The organism is Bradyrhizobium sp. (assembly GCF_019242285.1).
GTDB lineage: Bacteria > Pseudomonadota > Alphaproteobacteria > Rhizobiales > Xanthobacteraceae > Bradyrhizobium.
On the sequence record NZ_JAFAVV010000297.1, the window covers coordinates 1 to 7297 of the forward strand.

Here is a 7297-nt window from a genome sequence, read left to right on the forward strand (position 1 = left end):
CTTGGCGGCCTTTGATCAGGATCAAGGAACTGAAAGGCGTTTGCGACGAAAATTCCTCCAATTTCAACAGGGAGGAAGCGACATGCCTTTCGATGCGATGATGCTCAGCCTGGCCGTAACAGTGGTCTTTCTGGGCTTTGCCGCGGTACTGGCCTGGGCCGATCGCCAGACGAGCGGGTTGCCGCTCCGACGCAAGGCCGCGTAAGCAGCAAGCGTTCAAGCGTGCCGACTGAGATGGGTGGCATAGGCGTCTGGCGGCGTTAAACCAGCCACTTCCGCTGACGCGCGCTCACTCGAGACCGTCGTCGAGATCGTGCGAATTCGCGCTGACTTGGCGCAGTTCCGGCGCATCGGGTACCGGAATCCCGACGACCGGCGTTGCCAAGGGGGCGGCCAGCGGGCAACCTGACAGAGCATGGGTGGCGGCCGGGCGAAGCGGAACGCATCCGATAATCGGGAGGATGGGGGATGCGGCTGCTGTTCCGTATGTTGGCGCCGGGGCTTGCGCTTTGGGCCGCTGCCGCGCAGGCGGCCTATCCGGACCGGCCGATCAAGATGATCGTGCCTCTGGCCGCGGCGAGCGCGGTCGACGTGGCCGCTCGCATCGTCACGCAGAAGATGGCCGACAACATGGGCCAGCAATTCGTCATCATCAATCAGCCGGGGGCCTCGGGGCTGATCGGTGCGGACCAAGTCGCCCATGCCGATCCGGACGGCTACACGATCGGCGGCTTCAACGACAGCATCATGACGATGGTGCCCAACCTGCAGTCCAGGATGCGGTGGGACATCCTGAAGGATTTCGAGCCGGTATCCCTGGTTGCGACCGTGGAATGGGGGTTGGTCGCCGGCAACCAGACCGGCTACAGGACCGCGGCCGATCTGATCGCCGCCGCGAAAGCCGCCCCGGGAAAGATCAACTACGCCTCCGGCGGCCCCGGCAGCCCCCAGCACCTGGCCATGGCGATATTTGCCTCCGCTGCTGGTATCTCGTTAATGCAAGTGCCCTACAAGGGCGCCACCCAGGCGGCGGCCGACATCGCGGCCGGCACGATCCCGACCGGCTTCCAGGGTCTCGGGACGGTCGCGTCCCTGGTGCGCGGTGGGCAGCTCAGACTCCTCGGGGTCTGCACGCCCAAACCGCTGGCGCAGTTCCCAGGCGTGCCGACGATCTCCGAATCCGGCTTACCCGGCTTCTTGTTCAATTCCTGGTTTGCCATCATGGTGCCGGCTGCGACGCCAAAGGACATCATTGCGCGCCTGAATGCGGAAGTGCTCAAAGCCCTCGGCAACGCCGACGTCCGCAACAAGCTGGAGGACCTCGGGTTCACCCTGCGCGGCAGCTCGCCTGAGGAGCTCGGCGCGATGACCCGCGAGCAGCTCGCCAACTATGCGCGGGCGATCAAGGAAATGGGGATCACCAACGAATAGCGCCCGCTGGCCGCCGCAATTGTAGTCGAAGTTGAGCCTCGCGACACCTTGGGATGTATGACGAGTTGCTTACCACCGCGACATCCGCTGTATTGGTAGTATAGTGTAAAGTCTGATTGATCTGCTGCATCGCATCCCGGCACGTCATATCCGATCGCTTTGTACGGGAGGTGACCACGGGTCCGGGTTTTGTTTTGGCCTATTCTGCCTTGATCGCGGCGAAAAGCCGCCTTTTGATGGTCTGAAATGCAGCTGCGCTTGATGACGCCAAGGCATGGTGCCTTGGCGGTCCGCGTGGGAGTCATAACCGGCGTGCCTCAGGAAAACGTGGCAGATGCTCGCCGCCAGTCGAGCAGCAAATTGTCGGTGCTGCGCAAGCACGAGATTTTCTGTGACCTCGATACCGAGGCGCTCGATCAGCTTTGCCGCTACGCCAAGTACACCGTGCTCAAGCGGGGGGCCACGATCTTCTCGAAGGGCGATCCCGGCAACAGCCTCTATGCGGTGATCTCCGGGACGGTGAAGATCAGCATTTCCTCTCCGGACGGCCGCAACGCCATCCTCAACCTGGTCGGCCCGGGCGAGACGTTCGGCGAGATTTCCGTGCTCGACGGACAAACGCGGAGCGCGGACGCCACGGCGAATACCAATTGCGAGATCTACGTCATCGATCGCCGCGATTTCCTGCCGTTCATGCGCACGCAGCCGGCGCTCTCGATGAAATTCGTCGAGCTGCTGTGCACAAGGTTGCGCCGGACCAGCGACCAGGTCGAGCAGGTGATCCTGCAGGATCTTCCGGGCCGGCTCGCCAGCGCGCTCCTCGGCCTTGCCGAGAGGCGCAAGCTCGAGCCCGCAAATCAGACCATCGCGATCACCCAGCAGGAGATCAGCGAGATGGTCGGCATGACGCGGGAGAGCATCAACAAGCAGTTGCGTGCCTGGGCCTCGCGCGGCTGGGTCCGCCTCGAGCACGGGGCGATTGTCGTGCTCGATGGCGCGCCGCTCCGGGAGCTGGCCGAAGCGGGTTCGGTCGCAAACGAGTAGCGCGGCTTTCAGAGATAGCCGGCGCCAGCCTCAGCGGCGAAGCGGCCGGGATCGCCTTCCCAGACGATCCGCGCATGCTCCAGCACGTAGACGCGGTCGGCGTGGGGCAGCGCAAAGGTGACGTTCTGCTCACCGAGCAGCACCGTGATCGAGGTGGTCTGGCGCAGCTTCTCCAGGGCCTTCGACAATTGCTCCAGGATGACCGGCGCCAGCCCCAACGTGGGCTCATCGAGAATCAGGATCTTCGGCTGCATCATCAGCGATCGTCCGATCGCCAGCATCTGCTGCTCGCCGCCGGACAGCGTCTGCGCCATCTGGCCCTGCCGCTCCTTCAGGATCGGGAACAACTCGAACAGCCAGGCGAGCTGCCTTGCCCGCGCCTCGTCCGACAGATGCTGTCCGCCGAGATCGAGATTTTCCCGCACGCTCATCTCGCCGAACAGCTCGCGCGATTCCGGACATTGCACGATTCCCTCGCGCGCGATCCGCGCCGGGCTGGTGCCGCGCAGCTTCGCGCCGTCTCGAACGATGTCTCCGGTATAGGGCAGGAAACCCGAGATGGCGTTGAACAGCGTGGTCTTGCCGGCGCCGTTCAAGCCGACCACCGAGACGAATTCGCCGTGATGGACATGGATCGAGACATTCTCCAGCGCCTGGGCCTTGCCATAGTGCACGCTGAGATTTTCGACCTGGAGCGCCGGCACCTTGTCCTTGAAGCTAGTCTCGGGACGGGCCGAGGTTTCGATGGCGCCGCCGAGATAGACCCGCCGCACGGTCTCGTTCTTCATCACCTCGTCGGCGCGGCCGGTGACGATCTCCTCGCCCAGATACATGGCCAGCACCCTGTCGACCAGCGCGGCCACGCTCTTCACGTTGTGGTCGACCAGGAGCACCGCCCTTCCTTCGTCGCGGAAGCTCTTGATCAGGTCGGAGAAGATGCCGACCTCGGCGAGCGTCAATCCGGCGAACGGCTCGTCGACCAGCACCACCTTGGGATCGCGCGCGATCGCCTTGGCGAGCTCGAGCCGGCGCAGATCGGCAAAGGGCAGGGTGGGCGGGCGGCGGTCCATGACAGAGGCGAGGCCGACGCGCTCGGCGATCCACTTCGCGCGCTCGGTCAACGCCTTGTCGGGGAACAGCATCAAGAGGCTGTCGGGCAGCAGCGCGACCATGATGTTTTCCAGCACGGTCTGCCGGTTCAGCGGTCGCGAATGCTGGAACACCATGCCGAAGCCTTTGCGCGCGATCTTGTGCGCCGGCAGGCCGGCGATGTCCTCACCCTGGAAGTTCACCTCGCCGGCGGTCGGGCGCTCGATGCCCATGATCGCCTTCATTGCGGTCGACTTGCCGGAGCCGTTCGGACCGATCAGGCCGAAGATCTCGCCCTCGCGGACGTCGAGGCTCAGGTTCTTCACCGCGGTCAGGCCGCCATACCGCTTCACCAGGCCGCGGACCTGGAGGATGGGGCCGGATTTGCCGATCGCGTCCATCACTGGCGCGCCTCGCGCGAGAGCGCCGCCCCGAGGAAACCGCCCGGAAAGAACAGCACCACGAGCAATGCCACGAACGAGACGATGAAGGTCGCAAGCTCGCCGGTCGGCCGCAGGAACTCGCCGGCCACGATCAGGAAGATCGCGCCCAGCGCGGCGCCCAGCACCGTGCGCCGGCCGCCGAGCACGGCGGCGACGATGACGTTGACGCCGACGGCGACATCGACCACGGTCCCGACCGAGGCGGTGCCGAAGTAGAACACCAGCATCGCGCCGGAGAGGCCGGAGAAGAACGCGCTGACGACGAAGGCGAACAGCTTGTGCTTGACGATGTTGAAGCCGAGCGCGCCGGCCTGCACCGAGTCCTGTCCGCTGGCCTGCAGTACGAGACCGAGCGGCGATTGTGACAGGCCGTACAGGATCGCGGCACTGATCGTCATGAAGCCGAGCGCGATCCAGTAGTTGGCGTTGGCGTCGATGGTGATGACGTCCGGGATCGTCAAGCCGATCTCGCCGCCGGTCAGGCCTGCGAACACCACCACGAAGTTCTGCAGCATCAGCACCGCGACGAGGGTGGTCAGCCCGAAATAGGGGCCACGGACTCGCAGCGCCGGCAGGGCCAGCACGAAGCCCGCGACCACGGACGCGAGCGCGCCGAGCACGATGCAGATATAGACCGACCAGCCATAGAGATTGTTGAGGATGCCGGCGGTGTAGGCGCCGACGCCGATCAAAAAGGTCGGACCGAAATTCACCTCTCCCGCGAAGCCGAACAGGAGGTCCCAGGCCATCGCGAACACGCCGAAATAATAGGCCACGGTCAGGAGGCCGAGCACGTAGCCGGAGACGTAGAGCGGTAGCGTCGCCGCGACCGCGATGACGACGAGCGAGATCAGGAACAGCCTTGACGCGAAGATTCCCGCCATGATCAGCGCCTCCCCAAGAGGCCCTGCGGCCGGACATACATGACCACGACCAGCAGCAGCAGCGCCGGGATGGTGCGGTAGGCCGGCGAGATCAGGTAGGCGGTGATGGTCTCGAGATAGCCGACCACGAAGGCTGCGATCAGCGAGCCGGAGACACTGCCGAGCCCGCCGAGCACGACGATCGAGAACGCGCTCGCCGTCAGCGGTCCGACGCTGTAGGAGCTGACCCCCAGGAACATGCCGAGCAGGACGCCGGCGATGCCGGCGAGCACGCCGTAGATCGCCCAGACCACGACGTAGATGTTGGTCAGCTCCAGCCCGAGCAGCGTGACGCCGCGCGGGTTCATCGACGCCGCCAGCACCGCCTTGCCGGTGCGGGTGCGGTTCACCAGGATCCACAGCAGCGCGATGACGAGGCAGCAGACTACTGCGGTGAATATCTCGTTCCTCGGCGTTCGCACGCCAAGAACGTCCGCCACGCCTTCGACGATCGGCAGCACGGTCTTGGCATTATTGGTGAAGAAGTAGGCGATCAATTCCTGGATCATGATCCCCCACAGCAGCGTTCCCGTGAGGACGAAGATCTCCTTCTCCTCGTTGGGGATCCGTCGCGACTTCTGGATCGGCTGCACCACGGCGAAATAGGTCGCGAATGCCGCGACGAGCGCGACCGCGATCCCGATCAAGGCTCCGGCATAGGTATCGATGTGCAGCATGCTGGCGGCGGCCCATGCCGCCACCGCGGCCAGCACCATGATCGCGCCATGCGACAGATTGAGGACGCCCGAGACGCCGAAGATCAGGGTGAAGCCGGTCGCCCCGAGGGCGTACAGGGCGCTGACGGCGAAGCCGTCGATCAGGATCTGAAAAGCAAGCATTTATTCTCGGCCGCGGTAGCACGCTGTCTTCACGTCATGAAAGTCGAAGAGATATTCGGGCTCCCGGCCTTCTCGGCCGGGAGCCTCGCGCGCTCGCGCGTCAGTTCGCGGTGACCTTGATGAAGTTCGGGAACTTGATCTGGGTCTTGGCGACCTCCTTGGGCCAGACGGCGACCTGCGCTCCGTCCTGCCATTGCAGCATCAGCCCGGTGATCAGGCCGCTGCCATACTTGATCGAGTGGGTGAACGGATCATCCTTGCCATAGAACTGCACGCGCCCGATCGTGCCTTCCCAATCGGTCTTTTCCAGTGCCTCGATCAGCTTGTCGGCTTCGGTCGAGCCGGCGCGCTTCACGGCGTCGGCGATGTAGTAGACCTCGTCATAGGCGGTGTAGCCGGCATAGGACGGGAAGTTGCCGAACTTTGTCTTGAACCCGTCGGCGAACGGCACCGATTTCGGCGTCACCGGAACGCCGGGACCCGAGACGCCCTGGTAGAGCACGCCATTGGCGGCGTCGTTGGTGTCCTTGCCGAAGGTGGAGTTGGTCGCCTGCGAGGAGATGCCGAACATCGGGATCGGCACCTGCTGGTTCTTCCACTGCACGGTGGGCTGCACCCCGACGTGCGAGATGCCGGTGATGATCACGTCGGGTTTGGCCGCCTCGATCTTGTTGAAGATCGGCGTGAAGTCGGTGGTGTCGGGCGAGAAGCGGATGTGGTCGAGCACCTTCAATCCGATCTTCGGCAGGCACTCCTCGTAGCCGACGTCGAGCGGCGTGGTCCAGGCCGCGTCCTCGCTCATGATGACCGCGCTCTTCATGTGCTTCTGCTCGACCAGCAGCTCCTTGGCGGCGTCGCAGACCGACAGCGCGAGCGCGGCCGAGGTCAGGTAGCCGTGGAAGGTATATTTGTTCTTGGCGTAATCGGCGTGCACACTCTTGCTGATCTCGTTCGAGGCGGCTCCGGGCGTGACGAACGGCGTCTTCAAGCGCGAGGCCCAGGGCTCCAGTGCCAGCACCACCTCGCTGATATAGCTCGCGATGACGATGTTGACCTTGTCCTCGTTCACCGCGCGCTGGAAGGCGCGCACGGAATCGGCGGAGGAAGAGTGGTTGTCGTAGGTGACGATCTCGATCTTGCGTCCGTCGACGCCACCCTTGGCGTTGATCTCGTCGGCGGCCATCTGCGCGGCCTGCGGGATCGAGGCGCCCGCGATCGCCTGGGCCTCGGCGATGACGCCGATCTTGATGGTGTCCGCGGCCAGCGCCTCGGTCGAGGCTGTTGCCAGCAGGCCCAGCGCGGTGGCGCCGAGGAAGGCGCGCGCCAGCCATGTCGAAGGCGATCGGTGGGATGGAATCATTTTGTTTCGCTCCGCTGCGTCAAGTATTCACTGCCTTGCAATGATTGTAGCCCGGCAGTCGTCCTCAGCAAGCGGAACTCCACGTTTGGCGGCCTCACGAAGACGAAACTAAAGTCGATGATTATTAACTAGGCAGTTGGCCGTCATTCCTCGATGATCGCGACTGCG

The 7297-nt window shown here is 64.2% G+C and carries 7 protein-coding genes; 3 read left to right on the top strand and 4 right to left on the bottom strand.

Features of this window, described 5'->3' with window-relative positions:
- The 3 genes from JOY90_RS11745 to JOY90_RS11755 all read left to right on the top strand — a co-directional run.
- On the top strand, positions 1–205 hold a 205-nt coding region (locus JOY90_RS11745; RefSeq protein ID WP_291691308.1), incomplete at its 5' end, for a hypothetical protein.
- A gap of 263 nt (positions 206–468) precedes the next feature.
- The gene (locus JOY90_RS11750) at positions 469–1431 is read left to right on the top strand and encodes a tripartite tricarboxylate transporter substrate binding protein (RefSeq protein ID WP_291691309.1); all 963 of its coding nucleotides are present in this window, start codon (positions 469–471) and stop codon (positions 1429–1431) included.
- Between the two features lie 312 nt (positions 1432–1743).
- Positions 1744–2475, top strand: coding sequence for a Crp/Fnr family transcriptional regulator (locus tag JOY90_RS11755; RefSeq protein ID WP_291691310.1), 732 nt, complete (start codon positions 1744–1746; stop codon positions 2473–2475).
- Between the two features lie 8 nt (positions 2476–2483).
- On the opposite strand, the gene JOY90_RS11760 is transcribed toward JOY90_RS11755, so the two are convergent.
- From JOY90_RS11760 to JOY90_RS11775, 4 genes are all read right to left on the bottom strand, one after another.
- The gene (locus tag JOY90_RS11760) at positions 2484–3965 is read right to left on the bottom strand and encodes an ATP-binding cassette domain-containing protein (RefSeq protein WP_291691311.1); all 1482 of its coding nucleotides are present in this window, start codon (positions 3963–3965) and stop codon (positions 2484–2486) included.
- Positions 3965–4891: a branched-chain amino acid ABC transporter permease gene (locus JOY90_RS11765; protein ID WP_291691312.1), complete on the bottom strand. Its 927-nt coding sequence runs from the start codon at positions 4889–4891 to the stop codon at positions 3965–3967. The genes JOY90_RS11760 and JOY90_RS11765 overlap by 1 nt, the downstream gene beginning before the upstream one ends.
- 2 nt (positions 4892–4893) lie before the next feature.
- Entirely contained in the window at positions 4894–5769 is an 876-nt protein-coding gene (locus JOY90_RS11770) for a branched-chain amino acid ABC transporter permease (RefSeq protein WP_291691313.1), read from the bottom strand.
- A 100-nt stretch (positions 5770–5869) separates the two neighbouring features.
- Positions 5870–7129 carry an ABC transporter substrate-binding protein gene (locus JOY90_RS11775; RefSeq protein WP_291691314.1) on the bottom strand — a complete coding sequence of 420 codons (1260 nt, stop codon included), beginning with the start codon at positions 7127–7129 and terminating at the stop codon, positions 5870–5872.
- Positions 7130–7297: the final 168 nt, after the last annotated feature.